Here is a 17399-nt window from a genome sequence, read left to right on the forward strand (position 1 = left end):
CCGTTTCACTCAGAGGGGAATGTTATCATGTTTCTTCCAGGGGTTTTCCAAATCCTTGTTGCGCAGCAGCCGCAGCGCCCGCGCAATGCGCTTGCGCGTGGAATGCGGCATGATCACCTCATCGATATAGCCCCGCTCGGCGGCCACGAAGGGTGAGAGAAAACGATCCTCGTACATCTTCGTATGCGCAGCGATTTTTTCGGGATCGGCGATATCCTTGCGGAAGATGATCTCCACCGCCCCCTTGGCCCCCATGACCGCGATCTGCGCCGTTGGCCAGGCATAGTTGAAATCGCCGCGCAGGTGCTTTGACGCCATCACATCATAGGCGCCGCCATAGGCTTTTCGGGTGATCAGCGTCACCTTCGGCACGGTCGCCTCGGCGAAGGCGAAAAGCAGCTTTGCGCCGTGCTTGATGAGGCCGCCATATTCCTGCGCGGTGCCCGGCAGGAATCCCGGCACGTCGACGAAGGTGACGACGGGGATGCTGAAGCAATCGCAGAAGCGCACGAAGCGCGCCGCCTTGCGGCTGGCGTCCGAATCAAGCACGCCTGCCAGAACCATCGGCTGGTTGGCGACGAAGCCGACCGTCGAGCCCTCGATGCGGCCGAAGCCGCAGACGATGTTTTTGGCAAAACTCTCCTGGATCTCGAAGAAATCGCCCTCGTCGACGGTCTTGAGGATCAATTCCTTGATGTCATAGGGCTTGTTGGCATTGGCCGGGACCAGCGTGTCGAGCGAACCGTCCGTCTCTTCCACGGACTGGAAACATTCGATTTCCGGCACGGGCGACGTGTTCGACTGCGGTAGGAAATCGACGAGGCGGCGCACCTGCAACAGCGCATCGACGTCATTGTCGTAAGCGCCATCGGCGATCGACGATTTCGTGGTGTGAACCGAAGCACCGCCGAGTTCTTCCGACGTCACCGTCTCGTTGGTGACGGTCTTCACGACATCGGGGCCGGTCACGAACATGTAGGACGTGTCGCGCACCATGAAGATGAAGTCGGTCATGGCTGGCGAATAGACGTCGCCGCCGGCGCAGGGCCCCATGATCACGGAAATCTGCGGGATGACGCCGGAGGCCAGCACGTTGCGCTGGAAGACTTCGGCATAGCCGCCGAGTGCCGCCACGCCCTCCTGGATGCGCGCGCCGCCTGCGTCGTAAAGACCGATGATCGGCGCGCGGTTCTTCAGCGCCATGTCCTGGACCTTCATGATCTTCTGGGCATGGGTTTCGGACAGCGATCCGCCGAAAACGGTGAAATCCTTGGCGAAGACGAAGACGGTACGGCCGTTGACGGTGCCCCAGCCGGTGACGACGCCGTCGCCGGCGATCTTCGACTTCTCCATGCCGAAATCCGTCGAGCGGTGCTCGACGAACATGTCGAATTCCTCGAACGAGCCCTCGTCCAGAAAGATGTCGATGCGTTCGCGCGCCGTCAGCTTGCCGCGCTTGTGCTGCGCATCGATGCGCGCCTGGCCGCCGCCCATGCGGGCGCGCTCGCGCCGGACTTCAAGCTCGTGGAGAATTTCTTTCATAATCCCTCGGTTCCTCCCGTTGTGACAACGGCTTAGCATGGGGAAACGGGGGCTTGAAGGGGCAGTGCCTAGGTCGATGGTCTTAGACGGCGGGGAAGATCAGTCGCAGCTGATCTTCTGCGTGACGACGCAGGGAGCGACCTTTTTCGTGGACCCTTCGCCCAGCGCGCGCGAACGCACCGTCAGCGCCGCATCCGTCGGAACGACCAGCGGACGGTCATCCTTGCGCGGGCGGGACTGCACACTGCGCTGCTCGGCCGGTTTGCGCTTTCCGCCGGCATATTTGCGGCCCTTGGAGGGGCGCTTGCCTTCATTGAGCTTACCGGCAGCGACCGGCGACAGGCGGTAGGCAATGGCCACGCGCTTGGCGATGGCGTCGCCCAGCGCCGCCTCGCGTCCCTTGCTGGACGGCATGAAACTGTTGACGGTCAGCGTGTTGCTTGATGCAGCGCCTCCCTTGAGGTCGGAAAGCGTGACCGTGACATTTGCCGAACTTGCACCATTCGCCGCTTGCTTGACGCCGGTCACGCGCACATCCATCGACGCCCGGTCGATCGTCACGGCCCGACGCGTCGCCTTGGCGGCGCGTTTCAGGTAGGCATCGGTGCGCTTAAGAACCGCAGGCGGCACGTTCCCGTCGCCGCTGACGACGACCTTGCGGATATCGCGGACGGGAAAACCCTCGGCGCTGGCGGCATATGGCGCGGAAAAGACGAGGATGGCGGAAAGAGCGGCGCGGAGAAGAAACTGCATGATACTCTGTGCGGGTCGGCTATGGCTGTTGAAACGATGCGCCAAAATGCGGCGGGAATCTTAAGAAACTCTGGTCAGCGCGGCATTTCGAGAAACACCGAAACGGCAACGTCCAGTTCCTCGCGACGCATTTCGCGGCGATGGAAGGCTTCTTCGTCGGTGCCCCAGTGCTCGATCTGCCAGTCCTCGTCGATGTGAGCGAGCAACCAGACCCTGTCCGCATCGATGATACCTTCGGCGAAGGCCAGGCCCAGCAGCGCCGATCCGGTCAGCGTCGTGACCGTGTGGACGCAGGCGAGCGCCAGCGGATCGCGCCAGGCCGACAGCGCTGCGGCGAAAGCCGCGATGGCAGGAGCCGGCTGTTCCTGATGCATCACGCCTTCGACAAGAATGAAGCGAACACCTTTGGCCTCCGCAGCCCAGCGGATGACCGGATCCCAGCCTTCGCGCTGGCGTTCGACGAGGCCATCGGGAGAATCCGCGCGGTAGCAGAGCATGTCCGTGCCGGCAAAACGCACGATCTCTTCGAAAACGGCATCGAGATTTTCCGCCACGCCGTCGATGGCCGTGTTGACCAGACGCGTCACCGGCATTTTCGCGGGATCGATCTCTTCCGCCTGCCCGTCCCACTCCGCCCTGAGGCGGTCGGCGATCGGCTGCGTGGGCACCGCGAGCACATTCTTGCGGGGCGTGCGCACCGGACGGCCATCGAGAAGGATACGGAACCCCTCTTCCGCCTTGTCCGTGGAAACGTCCTTGTAGAACCGCTTCGGCAGCGGCCGCTTCATCTGAATCTGCGCGCGACGCACCGGATCGGGATCGCTCATCGCATCGGAAAGGTCGCTCAGGATGTCACGCATCAAAAAGTCTCCAACCATTCGACAAGGTCGGCGGGCGTGCGCAGGATATGATCCGCGCCGGCCTCGACCAGTTCGGGCACGCTGGCATAGCCCCAGGAAACGCCGATGGCCTTCGCCCCGGCCGCCTTCGCCATCTGCATATCGTAAATCGCGTCGCCGATGACAACCGTGCGGGCCGCATCGATGCCGGCTTCGCTGCAGCATTCCGTCACCATGGCGGGGTGCGGCTTGGACGGGCAATCATCCGCCGTGCGCGAGACGAAGAAGGTCTTGTCGAAACCATGCGCCGCGCGGATGAGATCGAGACCGCGACGGGACTTTCCCGTAACGGCGCCGATCAGCAGGTCGTCCTGGCGTTCCAGCGTCGCCATCATATCGGCGATGCCGGGAAACAGCGGCTCCTGGAAGCCAGGCTCGGCGCGAACGCCGGTATAGGTCGCCTTGTAATGCGCCGTCATCGCCAGCGCCTCGTCGTCGACATGCGGCTTGCCCTGCATGCGGGCAATGGCGATGTCGAGCGTCAGGCCGATGATCGCCTTGGTTTCGGAGATATCGGGCCGGGCGTGGCCGAAATCGACGAAGGTACGGGCCATGACCTCGTGGATCAGCCGCGCGCTGTCGACCAGCGTGCCGTCGCAATCGAAAAGCGCAAGCCGCATCAGTCTTCCTCGTCCCCGGCGGTCATGTCGAAGCCGAAGAGATTCCAGGTCTGCACCATATGCGCAGGCATCGGCGCGGTCACGCGCAACCGCCCCCCGGAGGGGTGCGGGACGTCGATGCGGCGCGCGTGGAGATGCAGCTTGTTCTGGACGCCGCCCGGGAAGGCCCAGTTGAACTCGGCCTCGAAATATTTCGGATCGCCGATAATCGGATGGCCGATATGGGCGGCGTGCACGCGAAGCTGGTGCGTGCGGCCGGTATAGGGTTCCATCTCCAACCAGGCGAAATTCTGGGCGGCCTGCTCGATGATGCGATAGAAGGATACCGCGTGATCGGCGCCGTCCTCGCCATGTTTGGCAATGCGCATGCGGTCGCCGTCCGGCGTCTGCTCCTTGACGAGCCAGGTCGAAATCTTGTCCTCGCGCTTCTTCGGCACGCCCATGACCAGCGACCAGTAGGTCTTCTTGGTATCGCGCTCGCGGAAGGCGGCGGTCAGCTTCTGCGCCGCACCACGCGTGCGGGCGATGACGAGCACGCCTGATGTATCGCGGTCGAGCCGGTGTACAAGGCGCGGCTTCTCGCCCTTCGGGCTTGTCCAGGCTTCGAGCATCTGGTCGATATGCCGGTTGATGCCCGATCCGCCCTGCACGGCGATGCCGGGGGGCTTGTTCAGCACGATGACCTTGTCGTCCTCGTGCAGCAGCATACGGGAGAGCAGTTCGTGATCCGAGGAATGCTTTAGATCGCGACCGGCGATCGGCCCGGCCTTCGCAGCCTTGGCGTCGACCTCCATCGGAGGGACGCGGATCATCTGTCCCGGCTGCACGCGAGTGTCGCTCTTGACGCGGCCGCCATCGACACGCACCTGTCCGGAGCGCAGCAATTTCTGGAGCGGGCCGAAGCCGAGGCCCGGATAATGGGTCTTGAACCATCGATCCAGGCGCATGCCCGCTTCGTCGTTCTCCACCTGCCTGTGTTCAATGCCTGCCATGTCAGCCTTCTTTCGTTGCGCGTGCTTTAACGCAAGAACGGGCGAAGGGGAACAGCTTAGAACGCGCGGAAAGTCAGCGTGGTCAATGAGCGGACGATACCGGGGATGGCGGCAACGTGGTCGTTGATGAACTTGCCGATGTCCTCCTCGCTGTCGACATAGACCTTGAGGAGCAGATCGTATTCGCCGCTGGTGGAGTAGAGCTCCGAGATGAGTTCCGTAGCGTAAAGCGCATCCGCGACCTCATAGGTCTTGCCCGGAGCGCATTGCAATTGCACGAAAATCGGCTTCATCGGTCCTCCCGCACCACTGGCGGCCTCTTTTTCAGCCGCGCGATTCCGCCGGCATTTCCACTCTCTTATGACGGAATTTTCACGGCAAAGGCAAGGCCGGCCGAAATTCGCACAGATCGTTAAAAGTCGATGAAAATGCAACCTCCACGTTTCACACACGCGAAAGGCGCAAATGATAAATTGCACAGACCCGAACCAGCAATGTTGAATGCCATGACACAGATCGTGACGGTTTCGCCCACCACAGCCGCTTATGCCTCGCAGGGCATGAAGATGCAGACGCGCGCGAACACGCTTTTCGAGGAGCGCATCCATAGCTGGAGCGAGGACGCGAAGACCCGTGGCGATGCCCGTGTGATCGCGGTGCTCAACGTCATACAGCCGCCCGCGCTCGCACTTGCCCTCATCACGGCGCCCGGCATGACGCCGCAGGTGACCGTCGCGGAGGCGCAGCGCCTCTATGACGAGAACGGCGCGCCTCTCCTCGAAGAACCCGCCTGATCCTCCCCCAACAACAGCAGCGTCCTCCAACCAGCTAAGGCCCCGTCCGGGGCCTTTTCTTTGCCCTTCTGCCTGAACGACAAAAATATGTTCGAGAGCGACGCCGCCTCTTGCCAAAACACGGGCAAGGCCGTTATCTGGGGCCAACCTCGCTGGGAGAAGTCGGCCACCTTTAGACAGGTAGCGCCGGTGCCGAAGGAGCAACCGCCCCGGAAACTCTCAGGCAAAAGGACCAGCAAGGTGCCGTCAGAACTCTGGAGAGAAGCGTTTTTGAAACGCTCGCCGAAGGGATAACAATCTCAGGCGAAGGGACAGAGGGGGCTCAGGAGAACGGCGCAGCTGCGCCTGATTGTGAGCCGGCGCCCTGAAAACGGGCGCCCAGGGACTGGAGGGCGCCTTTTGGACGGATCGTCTGAACTCAAGAAAACACCGCTTCACGCGCTGAACGTATCGCTCGGCGGTCGCATGGTGCCGTTCGCCGGCTACGAGATGCCGGTGCAATACACGGCCGGCGTGATGAAGGAACACCTGCACACCCGCACGGCCGCCGGCCTGTTCGACGTCTCGCATATGGGCCAGGTCACCGTACGCGCCCGCTCCGGCGACAATGCCGATGCTGCCCGCGCGCTGGAAACGCTGGTGCCGGTCGATGTCGTCGGTCTCGGCGAAGGCCGCCAGCGCTATGCGCTGTTCACCAATGATGAAGGCGGCATTCTCGACGACCTGATGATCGCCAATCGCGGCGACCATTTCTACGTCGTCGTCAACGCCGCCTGCAAGGATCAGGATTTCGCCCATATGCAGGCGAAGATCGGCGACGTCTGCGAGCTGACGCTGCACGACGACCGCGCGCTGGTCGCCCTTCAGGGGCCGCATGCGGAATCGGTGCTGGCCGAACTCTGGGCCGACATCTCCTCCATGCGCTTCATGGATGTGCGCGCCTGCGACCTGCACGACGCCGACTGCATCGTCTCGCGCTCCGGCTATACCGGCGAGGATGGGTTCGAGATCTCCATCCCGGCGGCCCTCGCCGAAACCGTCTGTCGCCGCCTGCTCGACCATCCGGACGTGCTGCCGATCGGTCTTGGCGCCCGCGATTCGCTGCGCCTCGAGGCTGGTCTCTGCCTCTACGGCAACGATATCGACACCGGCACGACGCCGGTGGAAGGCGCGCTCGAATGGGCGATCCAGAAGGTGCGCCGCAAGGGCGGCGAACGCGAAGGCGGTTTTCCGGGCGCTTCCGTCATCCTCGACCAGCTTGAAAACGGCGCGGCCCGCCGCCGCATCGGCCTCCGGGCCGAGGGCCGCGCGCCCGTGCGATCCGGTGCGGTGCTCGCCACCGACCCCGAGGGCGAGGATGTCGTCGGCACGGTCACGTCGGGCGGTTTCGGCCCCAATGTCGATGGCCCCGTCGCCATGGGCTACGTGATCAAGTCGGCCATCGCTCCCGGCACCCAGCTCTATGCCGGCGTGCGCGGCAAATTCCTGCCCGTGACCGTCGCCGCCATGCCCTTCGTCACGAACACCTTCAAGCGCTGACACCAGCACGCCGAACCAAAATCATTCCGAGAGAGGAACAAACATGCTGAAATTCACCGAAGAACACGAGTGGCTGAAGATCGAAGGCGGCGTTGCGACCGTCGGCATCACGGTTCATGCGGCCGAACAGCTTGGCGATCTCGTCTTTGTCGAACTGCCCGAGGTCGGTGCGACCTTCGAAAAGGGCGGCGACGCGGCCACCGTCGAGAGCGTGAAGGCTGCTTCCGACGTCTATTGTCCGCTCGATGGTGAAATCGTCGGAGTCAACGAGGCGATCACTGCCGATCCCTCCCTCGTCAACAGCGATCCGCAGGGCGCCGGCTGGTTCTTCAAGCTGAAGCTTGCCAATGTTTCCGATGCCGATGGCCTGATGGATGAAGCCGCCTACAAGGAGCTTGTCGGCTGATGTCTCTTCCCAAGGACTTTGCCTTTACCGATTACCAGCCCTACGACTTCGCCAACCGTCGCCATATCGGCCCCTCGCCGAAGGAGATGGAGGCGATGCTCAAGGTGATCGGCTATCCGAGCCTCGACGCGCTGATCGACGACACCGTGCCGAAATCGATCCGTCAGGAAAAGCCGCTCGAATGGGGCGCGCCGATGACCGAGCGCGAAGCGCTCGACAAGTTGCGCGAGACCGCCAACCGCAACAGGAAGCTCGTCTCGCTGATCGGCCAGGGCTATTACGGCACGATCACGCCGCCGGTCATCCAGCGCAACATCCTGGAAAACCCGGCTTGGTACACGGCCTATACGCCCTATCAGCCGGAAATAAGCCAGGGCCGTCTCGAAGCGCTGCTGAACTACCAGACCATGGTCTGCGACCTCACGGGCCTAGACGTCGCCAACGCCTCGCTGCTCGATGAAGCAACGGCAGCGGCCGAAGCGATGGCCATGGCGCAGCGCGTCGCAAAGTCCAAGGCGACCGCCTTCTTCGTCGACGAGAACTGCCATCCGCAGACCATCGCGCTGCTGAAGACCCGGTCCGAACCGCTCGGCTGGAGCATCGTCGTTGGCGATCCCTTCACCGATCTCGACCCGGTCGACGTCTTCGGCGCGATCTTCCAGTATCCCGGCACCTACGGCCATGTGCGCGATTTCACGGGCCTGATCGCCCGTCTGCACCAGACCGGCGCCATCGCCGTCATCGCCGCCGACCCGCTGGCGCTGGCGCTGCTCAAGTCGCCCGGCGACATGAATGCGGATATCGCCATCGGCTGCACCCAGCGTTTCGGCGTGCCGGTCGGTTACGGCGGCCCGCATGCTGCCTATATGGCCGTCAAGGACGCCTACAAGCGCTCCATGCCCGGCCGCCTCGTCGGCGTCTCCATCGATGCGCGCGGCAACCGTGCCTATCGCCTGTCGCTGCAGACGCGCGAACAGCACATCCGCCGCGAAAAGGCGACGTCGAACATCTGCACCGCGCAGGTCCTGCTCGCCGTCATGGCCTCGATGTATGCCGTCTTCCACGGTCCTCAGGGACTGAAGGCCATTTCGCAGAGCGTGCACCAGAAGACCGTGCGCCTCGCCATGGGCCTTGAAAAGCTCGGTTACACCGTCGAGCCGGAAGTGTTCTTCGACACGATCACCGTCCATGTCGGCAAGCTTCAGGGCATCATCCTGAAGACGGCCGTCGCGGAAGAAGTGAACCTGCGCAAGATCGGCGAGGACCGCATCGGCATCAGTCTCGACGAGCGCTCGCGCCCCGTCACGCTGGAAGCCGTCTGGCGCGCCTTCGGCGGCGATTTCGAGGTGGCGGAATTCGAGCCGGGTTACCGGCTGCCGGAAGACCTGCTGCGCACCAGCGAATACCTGACGCATCCGATCTTCCACATGAACCGCGCGGAAAGCGAGATGACGCGCTACATCCGCCGCCTATCCGACCGTGACCTGGCGCTCGACCGCTCGATGATCCCGCTCGGCTCCTGCACGATGAAGCTCAATGCGACGGCGGAAATGCTGCCGATCACCTGGCCGGAATTTGCGGAAATCCATCCCTTCGTTCCTGCCGACCAGGCGCAAGGCTATCGCTACCTCATCGAGGACTTGTCAGAAAAACTCTGCGACATCACCGGCTACGACGCTCTTTCCATGCAGCCGAACTCCGGTGCGCAGGGTGAATATGCCGGCCTTCTGACCATCCGCGCCTATCATATCGCCAACGGCGACACGCATCGCGACGTCTGCCTGATCCCGACCTCCGCGCATGGCACGAACCCCGCGTCGGCCCAGATGGTTGGCATGAAGGTCGTCGTCGTGAAGGTGTCGGACAATGGCGACATCGACATGGAGGATTTTCGCGCGAAGGCCGAGAGCCATGCGGACAACCTGTCCTGCTGCATGATCACCTATCCCTCCACGCACGGCGTCTTCGAGGAGAACGTGCGCGAGATCTGCGAGATCGTGCACAAGCACGGCGGCCAGGTCTATATCGACGGCGCCAACATGAACGCCATGGTGGGCCTTGCCCGCCCCGGCGATATCGGCAGCGACGTCAGTCACCTCAACCTGCACAAGACCTTCTGCATCCCGCATGGCGGCGGCGGTCCCGGCATGGGGCCGATCGGCGTCAAGGCCCATCTGGCGCCCTTCCTGCCGGCAAATCCGACGACCGGCGAGGCCGGCGCGGTCTCGGCCGCTCCTTTCGGTTCGGCCTCCATCCTGCCGATCTCCTGGAGCTATTGCCTGATGATGGGCGGTGCGGGCCTGACGCAGGCGACAAAGGTGGCGATCCTCAACGCCAACTACATCGCCGCCCGCCTCAAGGGAGCCTATGACGTGCTCTACAAGTCCGCCAAGGGCCGCGTGGCACATGAATGCATCATCGACACGCGCCCGCTGGTCGATAGCGCCGGCGTCACCGTCGACGACGTCGCCAAGCGCCTGATCGACAGTGGCTTCCACGCCCCGACCATGAGCTGGCCAGTCGCCGGCACGCTGATGATCGAACCGACCGAATCGGAGACCAAGGCGGAAATCGACCGTTTCTGCGACGCGATGCTGGCGATCCGCGAGGAAGCCCGCGCCATCGAGGAAGGCCGGATGGACCGGGAGAACAACCCGCTCAAGAACGCCCCGCACACGGTGGAAGACCTCGTCGGCGAATGGGATCGCCCCTACACACGCGAACAGGCCTGCTACCCGCCGGGCGCCTTCCGCGTCGACAAGTACTGGTCGCCGGTCAACCGCGTGGACAATGTCTATGGTGACCGCAACCTCGTCTGCTCCTGCCCTCCGCTCGAGGACTACGCAGACGCTGCCGAGTAAAAACGGCACGCAAAACATTTGCCCCGGCCAATCCTATCGGCCGGGGCTTTTCATTTTCGGGCAGGGACTGGTCAGGGCGAAACGGCGACGTCCACCCAGAAGCGGGTAAAGCCCTCGGCGAAATCTCGGTAGCCGCTCAGCGTCGATGGTTTCACGGCATAAGCGTTGGCGCCGTTCTCATAGGCGCGGTTGACATCAGCCGTATTCGAAGAGGACGACAGCATGATGACCGGCGTCACCGCCGTACGGGCATCGCCGCGCAAACGCTTGAGAAGCTCCATGCCGTTGGTGCCGGGCATGTTGATGTCGAGCAGGATATAATCGAAGGCTTCCGTCGCGAGACGATCGCTTGCCATATCCGCATCGGCAACATGGGTGATTTCAATGGTGCTGCCGGCATCACTGAAGGCGCGCATCACGAAGCGCACATCCACCGGATCGTCATCGACGACAATCAGCTTCCTAGCCAAGCCTACCACGATCGCTCCCCCTTGATTTTACGGGTTGCGGAAACGTCACAATGAATCGTGCGCCCTGACCATAGGTCGTGTCAAGCACGATCACGCCGTTGTGGCTTTCGACGATCCGCCGCGCCAGCGCGAGGCCGATACCGGTGCCCTGATAGACCGTTTCATCCCGGTGAAGCCGCTGAAAGACTTCGAAAATCCGCCCGACATGCTGCGGGTCGATACCAATGCCGTCATCCTCCACGACGAAGTCGATCCCCTCGCCGTTTTCACGGCAATAGACACGCACCGTGGGGGATTCGCCGGGCCTTCGATACTTCAGGGCATTGCCGATGAGGTTCTGCGCAAGGCGCTTCAGGAGCTCCTGATCCCCCATGATTTCCGGCAGCGCGGCGACCTCCACCGAGCCGCCGACCTCCTGCACATGGGTTTCAAGCAGGACCAGCGCATCGCGCACGACGTCGGACAACGAGACGGGTTTCGGCGCCCCGATGCGGTAGGTGATCTGGGAGAATTCCAAGAGACTGTCGATGATGCGCCGCATGCGCGCTGCACTCTTGCGCACATGGTCGGCGTAGTGCGGCAATTCTGCATGTTCACCGCGGTGCAGATCCTCCGAAATCATCTCGGCGAACATCGAGAGGTGGCGCAGAGGGGCCTTCAGGTCATGCGAGACCGTGGCGGTGAACTGGTCAAGCGCCTCGTTCTTGCGCCGCAGCTCGTTCGTCTGGGTCTCCACCTGCTGCTGCTGGCGCTTGGCCTCGGTGATATCACGGCCGACGCTGACGATCTCGCTGACACCGTCTTCATCGAAGGTCGCCACGGCCGTCCAGAACATCCAGTCCTCCTGCCCATCCGGTTCCTCGGTGCAGACCTCGAGCGACCGCACGGGCACGTCCCGCGTATAATTTGCGATGTTGATCAGATCGGCCGTCTGCTCGGGTGCGCAGGCGACATCCGGCAGGTAACGGCCGAGCAGCTCATCCGTCGTCGATCCGACATGGGCGGCATATTTGTCATTGGCGAAGCGGATGGTGAGGTTTCTGTCGAAGCGCAGGATCATGTCCGGCAGGATCTGCAACAGCGAAAGATAGTCGCGGCGCTTCTCCTCCAGCGCCGCCTCGGCGCGCTTCAACTCCGATATATCGACACGAAGCGCGACGATGTCGCCGGTTTCGGCCACATGGCTCTCGCCACGGATCCAGCGGTCCTTGCCGAATTCGAAGACGCTGCCGCCGCTATCGGTGTTGCGATGGCTTTCGAGACGCTCGCGCACCGTCGCCTCGGCTTCAGGCGTACCTTCGACAATGCCGGGAAACATGCCGGCGCGGATGCCCGCGCGCGCAATGCTCTCCAGCGTCGCACCGACACGCACGGCCTCACGCGCCACGCCGCAACGCTCCTTGTAGGAGCGGTTGAACATGACAAGGCGCTCTTCCTGGTCGAAGATCGCAAAACCCTCGTTCATCGTGTCGAGTGCGGAGGCGATGCGTTGGCCAAGCAATATCTGCTCGCCGTGGCTGCCACCGCTGAGCAGGCTGCGCAGGAGGAGCGCATAGTTTACGCCTCCCGTTTCGTCCGGAACGGGAATGACGTGGGCGGTCGCCTCGAAATAGGACCCGTTGTCGTGGCGGAAGGCGAAGGGGTAAGCATTTTCGCGGCCCGCCGCAGCGTGGCGTGCAAGCAATCCGGCGGTGTCGGCTCCGTCGATGACAGGCGAATCGGAAGGGCTCTGGCGGTCTTTGTTCCAGCCAAAGGTGCGCGCGGCGGCATCGTTGTGCGACACGACATGCGCTGCGGCATCGACGATGAGCACGGGAAACGGCAGATTTTGGTAAAGTGCGGCGGCAAAACCCATTGTCGCGCGCCCTCCCCGTTGCGACACCACCGGCATCAAAAAGCCGGTAGGGGAAGACTAGGCAAAAGTGTCAGCGAAGGAAAGGTGCAAGGATTTGCAGTGCCCTTGCCGCCGACTTCAGGCGCGGACCGTCGGCTGGCCGGCAGCGGCAAGGGCCGCAAGGTCGGCGGGCTTCAGTTCGACCGATTCGCCGCAACCGCAGGCGGACGTCTGGTTCGGGTTGTGGAAGGTGAAGCCGGAGCGCAGCGTCGTTACCTCGAAATCCATCTCGGTGCCGAGAAGATAGAGCACGGCTTCCGGTGCGACCCACACACGGGCGCTGTTCCGCTCGATCAGGTCGTCCTTGGCGTTCGGTTCGGTCACGAGGTCGATGGAATATTCCATGCCCGCGCAACCGCCCTTCTTGATACCGACGCGAATGCCCTTGGCGTGAGCGCCAGCATTGTCGACGATCGCCTTGACGCGGTCTGCCGCCGCATCGGTGAGCTTCATAACTGCAAAGGCCATGGGCCATTTCTCCTTCACCGGCCAGGTTCAAGGCCTGACGGTTTCCGAATCCGAATCTAGTGCCGCACGGTTAAGCGATCAATACTGTCTGCCGCATGATCTTGTCCGAAAAGCCTGCAACTTTTCGGGATCACGCTAGTACCAACCAACAGCAACCTGCGCTTCTTCCGACATGCGGTCCGGCGTCCACGGCGGATCGAAGGTCATCCTGACCTCGACGCCGGACACACCTTCCACAGCGCCAACCGCGTTTTCCACCCAGCCCGGCATTTCGCCGGCCACCGGGCAGCCGGGCGCGGTCAGCGTCATGTCGATCTTGACCATGCGGTCGTCTTCGATGTCGATCTTGTAGATCAGCCCGAGTTCAAAAATGTCGGACGGGATTTCCGGGTCGTAGACCGTCTTCAGCGCAGAAATGACGTCGTCGCTGAGACGCGCCAGTTCATCGGCCGGGATCGCCGAGTGAACGATACCGTCGCGGACGTCGATCTTCTTTTCCGTTGCGTCGAGGGACATGGGTCCACCTCCTCAGGCAAAAAACTTGCGGGCATGATCAAGCGCGTCGGCGAGAGCATCCACCTCGGCGCGCGTATTGTACAGGCCGAACGATGCACGGCATGTGGAGGTAACGCCGAAGCGTTTCAAGAGCGGCTGCGCACAATGGGTGCCGGCGCGCACCGCGACCCCTGCCCGGTCGATGACCATCGAGACGTCATGGGCATGGATGCCTTCCAGCTCGAAGGAGAAGATCGAGCCCTTGCCCGGCGCCGTGCCGAAGATTTTGAGCGAATTGATCGCCGACAGCCGCTCATGGGCATAGTCGCGCAAATCCGCTTCATGGGTCGAAATCGCCGCGCGGCCGATCTTTTCCATATAATCGAGCGCATGGCCAAGGCCGATCGCCTGCACGATTGGCGGCGTGCCGGCCTCGAAGCGGTGCGGCGGCTCATTGTAGGTGACGATGTCCTCGGTGACGTCGACGATCATCTCGCCGCCGCCCTGGAAGGGCCGCATCTCCTTGAGGCGATCCATCTTGCCATAGAGCACGCCGATGCCCGACGGGCCGTAAAGTTTGTGGCCGGTCATCACGTACCAGTCGCAATCGATGTCGCGCACGTCGACCGGCATGTGCACGGCGCCCTGCGAGCCATCGACCAGCACAGGAATGCCGCGCTCGCGGGCGATGCGGCAGATTTCCTTGACCGGAACGATGGTGCCCAGCGCATTCGACATATGCGTGATCGCAATGAGCTTGGTGCGCTCCGTCAGGCACTTTTCAAACTCCTCGATGTGGAACGCGCCCGTCTCGTCCACCGGCGCCCAGACCAGCTTGGCGCCCTGCCGCTCGCGGATGAAATGCCACGGCACGATGTTGGAGTGGTGCTCCATGATCGACAGCACGATCTCGTCACCCTCGCCGATAACAGGCATGCCGTAACCGTAGGCAACGGTGTTGATCGCCTCGGTCGAGGACTTGGTGAAGATGATCTCATCGACCGAAGAAGCATTCAGGAAGCGGCGCACCTTTTCGCGCGCCGCCTCATAGGCATCCGTGGCAGCATTCGACAGGAAGTGCAGGCCGCGATGCACGTTTGCATATTCGTTGGAATAGGCATGTGAAATCGCGTCGATCACCGACTGCGGCTTCTGCGCCGAGGCGCCATTGTCGAGATAGACCAGCGGCTTGCCATAGACCGTCTTCGACAGGATCGGGAAATCCTTGCGGATCGCCTCGACGTCATAGGCCTTTGCGGGTGCGTGTTCCATCTCGACTTCCTTGTTTACGCAATCCCGGACGCAAAACCGCTGCACACTTTTGCGGGGATTGCTCCTGTTACGCGTGCTTTTCGAGCCAGGCGGCGATGACGCCTTCCAGCGCCTCGACCAGCGGCTCGTCTTCCAGCTCCTCGACGATCTCGGCGACGAAGGCGTTGACCAGCATGGCGCGCGCCTTGTTTTCCGGGATGCCGCGGGCCATCAGGTAGAAGAGCTGGACGTGGTCGATGTCGATCACGGTCGCACCGTGGCCGCATTGCACGTCGTCGGCGAAGATTTCCAGCTCCGGCTTGGCGGAGAAATCCGCCTCGTCCGACAGGAGCAGCGTGTTGCACGACATCTTCGCGTCGGTCTTCTGCGCATCCGGAGCAACGCGGATCTGGCCCTGGAAGACGCCGCGAGCGCGATCGAAGATCACGTTGCGGAGGACTTCCGTCGATGTCGTGTGCGGCACGTTGTGGCCGACCGTGAAGGTCACGTCATTGTGCGTCTCGCCGCCGAGCAGGTTGATGCCGCGCAGCTGGAGATCGGACCCTTCGCCGGAAACAACGACATGAATCTCCTGCCGCACGAGCTTGCCGCCGGCATTGATCACGTAGAGGCGGAGTTTTGCATCCGTGCCGAGCGTGATGCGGATCTGGCCGAGATGCGTGTCCGCACCGCCCTGCCCCTGGAAGATGATCCAGGTGATTTCCGCGCCGTCCGCCAGCGAAATGTCGCTGACCGTCGTCACGAAGGCGGCGTTATCGCCGGTCGCCACATGGCGCTCGATCACGGTCGCCTTGACGTTTGCGCCGAAGGTTGCCGGGAAACGCGTGTGCGTCTGGCCGGCATTCTGCGTCGTCTGGATTTCCAGCGGCGCTGCAAGCTCGGTGCCATCAGGGAAATCCAGCACGAAACCGTCGCGCACGAAGGCACCGTTGATGCGGCCGATCGTGTCGTCGCTGTCGCGGGCGGTGAGGCCTTCTGCGGCGGTGCCGTCAGCAAGCGCTTCCGCGAAGGTGCGCAGCGTCACGCCATCCACCGAACCGCGGGTATCCGCAACGCCGTTGACAACCGAAAGCACCGTCGAGCCTTCGACCAGCGGCGCGACCTTGGCGGCAGACGCCGCCGGATCGAACGCAGGCACGGCGCGCAGCAGCGCCTTGAGGTCCGTATAGTGCCAGGCCTCGACGCGGCGCGTCGGAAGACCAGCGTCCTTGAAGTCGCTGATCAGAATGTCGCGGGCCGCGATTACGGCACCATCGCCCGGCAATTCGCCGATCGCGTGGTCGTAGGCTTCGCAGAGCGCGGTCTCGGCGACCGAGAGCTTCATGCCTGTCTGCATGTTCATGAGATTACTCCTTCACGATGCCTCAGGCAGCGGCATCGATGATGTCGGCATAGCCATTTGCTTCCAGCTCATGCGCCAGCGTCTTGTCGCCGGACTTGATGACCTGGCCCTTGTAGAGAACGTGGACCGTATCTGGCACGATGTAGTCGAGCAGGCGCTGGTAGTGCGTGATGACGATGACAGCGCGATCCGGCGAACGCAGCGCATTGACGCCATCGGCGACGATCTTCAGAGCATCGATATCGAGGCCGGAGTCCGTTTCGTCGAGAACGCAGAGTTTTGGCTCGAGCAGCGACATCTGCAGGATTTCCGCACGCTTCTTCTCACCGCCGGAGAAACCGACGTTCAGCGGACGGCGCAGCATTTCCGGCGCGATCTTCAGCTCGGCAGCGGCTTCCTTGACGCGGCGCATGAAGTCCGGCGTCGTCAGTTCCGCTTCGCCGCGCGCCTTGCGCTGCTCGTTCATCGCGACCTTGAGGAACTGCATCGTGGCGACGCCCGGGATTTCGACCGGGTACTGGAACGCCAGGAAGATGCCCTTGGAGGCGCGCTCGGCCGGATCGAGTTCCAGAATGCTCTCGCCGTTGTAGAGGATCTCGCCTTCGGTGACTTCATAGTCTTCGCGACCGGCGAGGATGTAGGAGAGCGTCGACTTGCCGGAACCGTTCGGGCCCATGATGGCGGCGACTTCGCCGGCCTTCACCGTGAGGTTCAGGCCGCGGATGATCTCGGTGCCGTCTTCGGCGATGCGAGCGTGCAGATTCTTGATTTCAAGCATGGTTTCTCGGTCCTGCGTTCGGAGCACATCCAGCGCTCCCGTCTTGGTTTCAGAAGCCGAGGAAGAAGTGAACCACCGGGAGCATCGTGGCGGCAAAACCGCCGAGACCAAGCCCCACTACCGTGCGTATCGCCAAATTCCGAACATGGGGCGCATACGCTGCAAGTCCACCGCAAATCACGGCATAATATGTCAGATTGACCGGATCCATGTCGTCTCTCCCGATGAGAAGCGTACCCGTCTACTATAACGGATCACGCGAAAACTTCATCGA

Annotated in this window: 18 protein-coding genes and 1 riboswitch; of the genes, 4 read left to right on the forward strand and 14 right to left on the reverse strand. The window is 62.6% G+C overall.

Going from position 1 to position 17399, the window contains the following annotated elements; translation table 11 throughout:
* Positions 1-9: 9 nt before the first annotated feature.
* The 6 genes from MUO32_RS10930 to MUO32_RS10955 all read right to left on the reverse strand — a co-directional run bounded on the left by MUO32_RS10930 (position 10) and on the right by MUO32_RS10955 (position 5099).
* Complete coding sequence (locus tag MUO32_RS10930) at positions 10-1542, reverse strand: acyl-CoA carboxylase subunit beta (protein ID WP_257948314.1); 1533 nt, start codon at positions 1540-1542, stop codon at positions 10-12.
* Positions 1543-1641: 99 nt separating this feature from the next.
* Positions 1642-2295 carry a hypothetical protein gene (locus tag MUO32_RS10935; RefSeq protein WP_257948315.1) on the reverse strand — a complete coding sequence of 218 codons (654 nt, stop codon included), beginning with the start codon at positions 2293-2295 and terminating at the stop codon, positions 1642-1644.
* Between the two features lie 74 nt (positions 2296-2369).
* Complete coding sequence (locus MUO32_RS10940) at positions 2370-3155, reverse strand: ATP12 family chaperone protein (protein ID WP_257948316.1); 786 nt, start codon at positions 3153-3155, stop codon at positions 2370-2372.
* Positions 3155-3814 (reverse strand): HAD-IA family hydrolase, encoded by a 660-nt coding sequence (locus MUO32_RS10945; protein ID WP_257948317.1) that lies wholly within the window; start codon positions 3812-3814, stop codon positions 3155-3157. The genes MUO32_RS10940 and MUO32_RS10945 overlap by 1 nt, the downstream gene beginning before the upstream one ends.
* The gene (locus tag MUO32_RS10950; protein ID WP_257948318.1) at positions 3814-4806 is read right to left on the reverse strand and encodes an RluA family pseudouridine synthase; all 993 of its coding nucleotides are present in this window, start codon (positions 4804-4806) and stop codon (positions 3814-3816) included. The genes MUO32_RS10945 and MUO32_RS10950 overlap by 1 nt, the downstream gene beginning before the upstream one ends.
* A gap of 56 nt (positions 4807-4862) precedes the next feature.
* A complete protein-coding gene (locus MUO32_RS10955; RefSeq protein ID WP_257948319.1) occupies positions 4863-5099 on the reverse strand; it encodes an Lrp/AsnC ligand binding domain-containing protein in 237 nt (78 codons plus the stop codon).
* 213 nt (positions 5100-5312) lie between these two features.
* On the opposite strand from MUO32_RS10955, the gene MUO32_RS10960 reads away from it, so the two are divergent.
* From MUO32_RS10960 to gcvP, 4 genes are all read left to right on the forward strand, one after another.
* Positions 5313-5600 carry a hypothetical protein gene (locus MUO32_RS10960; protein WP_257948320.1) on the forward strand — a complete coding sequence of 96 codons (288 nt, stop codon included), beginning with the start codon at positions 5313-5315 and terminating at the stop codon, positions 5598-5600.
* A 143-nt stretch (positions 5601-5743) separates the two neighbouring features.
* A riboswitch (glycine riboswitch) is annotated at positions 5744-5845 on the forward strand.
* Positions 5846-5999: 154 nt separating this feature from the next.
* A complete protein-coding gene (gene gcvT / locus MUO32_RS10965; protein ID WP_257948321.1) occupies positions 6000-7139 on the forward strand; it encodes a glycine cleavage system aminomethyltransferase GcvT in 1140 nt (379 codons plus the stop codon).
* A gap of 43 nt (positions 7140-7182) precedes the next feature.
* On the forward strand, positions 7183-7545 hold the full coding sequence (gene gcvH / locus MUO32_RS10970) for a glycine cleavage system protein GcvH (protein ID WP_257948322.1): 363 nt from the start codon (positions 7183-7185) through the stop codon (positions 7543-7545).
* Entirely contained in the window at positions 7545-10406 is a 2862-nt protein-coding gene (gcvP, locus tag MUO32_RS10975; RefSeq protein ID WP_257948324.1) for an aminomethyl-transferring glycine dehydrogenase, read from the forward strand. Before gcvH ends, gcvP begins: the two co-directional genes overlap by 1 nt.
* Before the next feature lie 71 nt (positions 10407-10477).
* Here gcvP and MUO32_RS10980 read toward each other — a convergent pair whose 3' ends face one another.
* The 8 genes from MUO32_RS10980 to MUO32_RS11015 form a co-directional block, all read right to left on the reverse strand.
* Positions 10478-10885: a response regulator gene (locus MUO32_RS10980; protein ID WP_257948325.1), complete on the reverse strand. Its 408-nt coding sequence runs from the start codon at positions 10883-10885 to the stop codon at positions 10478-10480.
* Positions 10869-12731, reverse strand: a complete 1863-nt coding sequence (locus MUO32_RS10985) for an ATP-binding protein (protein ID WP_257948326.1) — start codon at positions 12729-12731, stop codon at positions 10869-10871. The genes MUO32_RS10980 and MUO32_RS10985 overlap by 17 nt, the downstream gene beginning before the upstream one ends.
* A 117-nt stretch (positions 12732-12848) precedes the next feature.
* Positions 12849-13238 (reverse strand): Fe-S cluster assembly scaffold SufA, encoded by a 390-nt coding sequence (sufA, locus tag MUO32_RS10990; protein ID WP_257948327.1) that lies wholly within the window; start codon positions 13236-13238, stop codon positions 12849-12851.
* A 135-nt stretch (positions 13239-13373) separates the two neighbouring features.
* Positions 13374-13754 (reverse strand): SUF system Fe-S cluster assembly protein, encoded by a 381-nt coding sequence (locus MUO32_RS10995; protein ID WP_257948328.1) that lies wholly within the window; start codon positions 13752-13754, stop codon positions 13374-13376.
* 12 nt (positions 13755-13766) lie between these two features.
* Positions 13767-15005, reverse strand: coding sequence for a cysteine desulfurase (locus tag MUO32_RS11000; protein ID WP_257948329.1), 1239 nt, complete (start codon positions 15003-15005; stop codon positions 13767-13769).
* Positions 15006-15072: 67 nt separating this feature from the next.
* Positions 15073-16347, reverse strand: a complete 1275-nt coding sequence (gene sufD, locus MUO32_RS11005) for a Fe-S cluster assembly protein SufD (protein WP_257948330.1) — start codon at positions 16345-16347, stop codon at positions 15073-15075.
* Between the two features lie 22 nt (positions 16348-16369).
* Complete coding sequence (gene sufC, locus MUO32_RS11010; protein ID WP_257948331.1) at positions 16370-17125, reverse strand: Fe-S cluster assembly ATPase SufC; 756 nt, start codon at positions 17123-17125, stop codon at positions 16370-16372.
* A 49-nt stretch (positions 17126-17174) separates the two neighbouring features.
* Positions 17175-17336, reverse strand: coding sequence for a hypothetical protein (locus MUO32_RS11015; RefSeq protein WP_257948332.1), 162 nt, complete (start codon positions 17334-17336; stop codon positions 17175-17177).
* Between the last annotated feature and the right edge of the window lie 63 nt (positions 17337-17399).

The sequence above is a fragment of the Shinella sp. CPCC 101442 genome, from assembly GCF_024704725.1.
Lineage (GTDB): Bacteria > Pseudomonadota > Alphaproteobacteria > Rhizobiales > Rhizobiaceae > Shinella.

Bases quoted from the DNA above. Each gene is read 5' to 3' on its own strand.
- MUO32_RS10930 (WP_257948314.1), bottom strand. From the start codon at position 1,542: ATGAAAGAAATTCTCCACGAGCTTGAAGTCCGGCGCGAGCGCGCCCGC.
- MUO32_RS10935 (WP_257948315.1), bottom strand. From the start codon at position 2,295: ATGCAGTTTCTTCTCCGCGCCGCTCTTTCCGCCATCCTCGTCTTTTCC.
- MUO32_RS10940 (WP_257948316.1), bottom strand. From the start codon at position 3,155: ATGCGTGACATCCTGAGCGACCTTTCCGATGCGATGAGCGATCCCGAT.
- MUO32_RS10945 (WP_257948317.1), bottom strand. From the start codon at position 3,814: ATGCGGCTTGCGCTTTTCGATTGCGACGGCACGCTGGTCGACAGCGCG.
- MUO32_RS10950 (WP_257948318.1), bottom strand. From the start codon at position 4,806: ATGGCAGGCATTGAACACAGGCAGGTGGAGAACGACGAAGCGGGCATG.
- MUO32_RS10955 (WP_257948319.1), bottom strand. From the start codon at position 5,099: ATGAAGCCGATTTTCGTGCAATTGCAATGCGCTCCGGGCAAGACCTAT.
- MUO32_RS10960 (WP_257948320.1), top strand. From the start codon at position 5,313: ATGACACAGATCGTGACGGTTTCGCCCACCACAGCCGCTTATGCCTCG.
- gcvH (WP_257948322.1), top strand. From the start codon at position 7,183: ATGCTGAAATTCACCGAAGAACACGAGTGGCTGAAGATCGAAGGCGGC.
- gcvP (WP_257948324.1), top strand. From the start codon at position 7,545: ATGTCTCTTCCCAAGGACTTTGCCTTTACCGATTACCAGCCCTACGAC.
- MUO32_RS10985 (WP_257948326.1), bottom strand. From the start codon at position 12,731: ATGGGTTTTGCCGCCGCACTTTACCAAAATCTGCCGTTTCCCGTGCTC.
- sufA (WP_257948327.1), bottom strand. From the start codon at position 13,238: ATGGCCTTTGCAGTTATGAAGCTCACCGATGCGGCGGCAGACCGCGTC.
- MUO32_RS10995 (WP_257948328.1), bottom strand. From the start codon at position 13,754: ATGTCCCTCGACGCAACGGAAAAGAAGATCGACGTCCGCGACGGTATC.
- MUO32_RS11000 (WP_257948329.1), bottom strand. From the start codon at position 15,005: ATGGAACACGCACCCGCAAAGGCCTATGACGTCGAGGCGATCCGCAAG.
- sufD (WP_257948330.1), bottom strand. From the start codon at position 16,347: ATGAACATGCAGACAGGCATGAAGCTCTCGGTCGCCGAGACCGCGCTC.
- sufC (WP_257948331.1), bottom strand. From the start codon at position 17,125: ATGCTTGAAATCAAGAATCTGCACGCTCGCATCGCCGAAGACGGCACC.
- MUO32_RS11015 (WP_257948332.1), bottom strand. From the start codon at position 17,336: ATGGATCCGGTCAATCTGACATATTATGCCGTGATTTGCGGTGGACTT.